This is a genomic window from Promicromonospora citrea (genome assembly GCF_013004695.1).
GTDB lineage: Bacteria > Actinomycetota > Actinomycetes > Actinomycetales > Cellulomonadaceae > Promicromonospora > Promicromonospora citrea.
Map to the genome: position 1 here is coordinate 1 of NZ_JABEMG010000258.1, position 2,213 is coordinate 2,213.

The following is a 2,213-nucleotide window of genomic DNA, read 5'->3' on the forward strand; positions in this document are numbered from 1 at the left end:
CGCCCGCAGGCGCCGGAACGACGGCGGCGGCTGCGGCCCCGCTGCGCCCGCAGCCGGACGCCGCCGACATCGGCCACCTCGTGGAGCAGGCCAAGGACGGCGGCATGCGCGTGTCCTGGGCGCGCGTCGGCGTCGAGCGGAGGCTGCCGCCCGGCGTCGGGCTCACGCTCTACCGCGTCTGCCAGGAGGCGCTCACGAACGTGCGCAAGCACGCCGGCCCGCGGCCCGCCGTCACGGTCCTGGTGCGCTGGGGCGAGGACGAGGTCGAGCTGCGCGTCGACGACGACGGGCGCGGACTCGCGGCCGACGCGGCGGGCCCGGACGAGCCCGCACCCTCCCCGGGGTACGGTCTGCTCGGGATGCGCGAGCGCGCCGAGATGTTCGGTGGCACGCTCTCCGCGGGGCCGCGGCAGGGCGGCGGGTTCTCCGTCCGCTTCGTCGTGCCGATCCCGCGGGCGGCAGCACCGGACGCTGTGCCCGCCGGGGCGGTCGAGGCCGAGGGCACCGCCGAGGGCGGGGACGGGTCCGGCCCCACGGGGGCGGCCGGTTCGCCGACGGACAGCGGGCCGGAGCGTGCTCCCGAGCCCGACAGCCCCACCGAGCCCGACAGCGGACCGGGTGCCGACGCCGACGACGCGGACAGCCCCGGGCCCACCGACCTGCAGGACACCCGAGGAGCACGATGACCCAGGCCCCACCCGGTCGACCCGTCCGCGTCGCGCTGGTCGACGACCAGCCCCTGGTGCGCGCGGGCCTGCGCATGGTGATCGACTCGCAGCCCGACCTCGAGGTCGTCCTCGAGGCCGACGACGGGCGCGAGGCGCTGCGGCTGCTCGGCGCGACGGCGTCCGACGTCGTGCTCATGGACGTGCGCATGCCCGGCATGGACGGCCTGTCCGCGACGCGCGCGCTCCTGGCCGACGGCGGCCGCGCCGCGGCGGGCGACCCGCGCGTCGTCGTCCTGACGACGTTCGACCTGGACGAGTACGTGCTCGACGCGATCCGGGCGGGGGCCAGCGGCTTCCTGCTCAAGGACGCCCAGCCCGAGGAGCTGCTCGCCGCGATCCGCACGGTGCACCAGGGCGACGCGGTCATCGCGCCGTCGTCCACGCGGCGGCTCATGGAGCGGCTGGTGACCACGCTGCCGCCGGAGGAGGCGCCGCGCCCGCACGAGGCGCTGGCGGGCCTGACGAGCCGTGAGCGCGAGGTGCTGGTGCTCATGGCGCGCGGCCGGTCGAACACGGAGATCGCGGCCGACCTGTTCGTCGCGGAGGCCACCGTCAAGACGCACGTGGGCCGCATCCTCGCCAAGCTGGACGCGCGCGACCGCGTGCAGGCCGTGGTCACGGCCTACGAGACCGGCCTGGTGCGGCCCGGGTCCTGAACCCGGCCCGCCCGGACGGCAGCGCCGTCAGCGCGGCGCGAGCGCCGTCACCGGGTGGGTGCGCGTCGCGGCGCGCGCGGGGGCGACCGAGGCGACCAGCCCGGCGAGCAGCGCGACGACCAGGACCACGACGACCTCGGCCCACGGCACCACGAGCGGGACCTCGCCGAGCGCGGACAGCGCCGTCGTGGCGCCGGCCCACCCGTAGACGAGGCCCAGCACGACGCCGAGCACGGCGCCGACGCCCGCGATGACCATGCCCTCGATGGCGAGCGTGGCGCGCAGCTGCGCCGTCGACAGCCCGATGGCACGCAGGACCGCGTTCTCGCGCGTGCGCTCGACGACGGACAGGGACAGCGTGTTGGCGACGCCGATGAGCGCGATGACCACGGCGACCGCGAGCAGCGCGACGACCACGGCGAGGATGACGTCGATCATCCGCGCGTACGCGTCGCGCTCCAGCACGGTGGCCGTGACGGACACGGGCCGCCCGGTCCCTGCGACCGCGGCCTGCGCCGCCGCGACGACGTCGGCGGCGTCCGCGGCGTCGTCGACGGCGGCCCAGAGCTGGGCGGCCTGTCGGTCCGGGGCGAGCGCCGCGAGGTCGTGCGGCGTGAGGTAGGCCTGCGGGGCGAGCGAGTCGGTGTGCACGACGTCCAGGGTCACGCTGCCGCCGGCACCGGTGAGCGTCACGGTGCGCGCGCCCACCAGGCCCGCCGGCCGCGCCACGCGCTCCGGGACGACGAGCACACCGGGCCGCAGGCGTGCGGCGTCGGCGGGGGTGGCCAGGACGGCGCGCAGGTCGGCGGGGCGCACGGCGGCGACCGGG

General features: G+C 77.7%; 3 protein-coding genes. 2 read left to right on the top strand and 1 reads right to left on the bottom strand.

Annotation, left to right across the window (positions count from 1 at the left end):
* Together HLB15_RS23365 and HLB15_RS23370 are read left to right on the top strand one after the other, a co-directional pair.
* The coding region (locus tag HLB15_RS23365) for a sensor histidine kinase (RefSeq protein WP_249360546.1) at positions 1 to 686 on the top strand (686 nt) is incomplete at its 5' end.
* Positions 683 to 1,384, top strand: a complete 702-nt coding sequence (locus tag HLB15_RS23370) for a response regulator (protein WP_171109131.1) — start codon at positions 683 to 685, stop codon at positions 1,382 to 1,384. The genes HLB15_RS23365 and HLB15_RS23370, both read left to right, overlap by 4 nt.
* Positions 1,385 to 1,411: 27 nt before the next feature.
* Here HLB15_RS23370 and HLB15_RS23375 read toward each other — a convergent pair.
* Positions 1,412 to 2,213 (bottom strand): ABC transporter permease (locus tag HLB15_RS23375; RefSeq protein ID WP_171109133.1); only part of this gene is annotated, 802 nt, incomplete at its 5' end.